The 308-nt window shown below is 46.4% G+C and carries 1 protein-coding gene; it reads right to left on the bottom strand.

What is annotated here, in order from left to right; translation table 11 throughout:
- Positions 1 to 308 (bottom strand): ABC transporter transmembrane domain-containing protein (locus tag AB4512_RS21725; protein WP_372175625.1); only part of this gene is annotated, 308 nt, incomplete at both ends.

Below are 308 nucleotides of genomic sequence, written 5' to 3' on the forward strand. Positions count from 1 at the left end.
GAAAGCACCGACAGAAGCAGGCTTCGCTTCCATACGAATCCCCAGTACTTTACTGAACAGTTTGGAGGAAATGAGAATATCGGATTTCTTACCGGCAACGTCAATGAAGTAGCTGCGCATCAATTTGAGCAGCAAATCGAATAGGAACACGACAAAGATACCACTTGCCAGCACCCACAAAGTTTCAAAGGCGAGGTTGGGAACTACCTTGTCGTACACCAAGCGTGTAAACATCGGCGCGGCAATCGCGAAGATGTTGATAAGAATGGAGGCAATCAACACATCTCGGTAGATGTTTTTAGATTCCC

It is taken from the genome of Vibrio sp. 10N.222.52.B7 (assembly GCF_041474275.1).
In the GTDB taxonomy this organism is placed as follows: domain Bacteria; phylum Pseudomonadota; class Gammaproteobacteria; order Enterobacterales; family Vibrionaceae; genus Vibrio; species Vibrio crassostreae_C.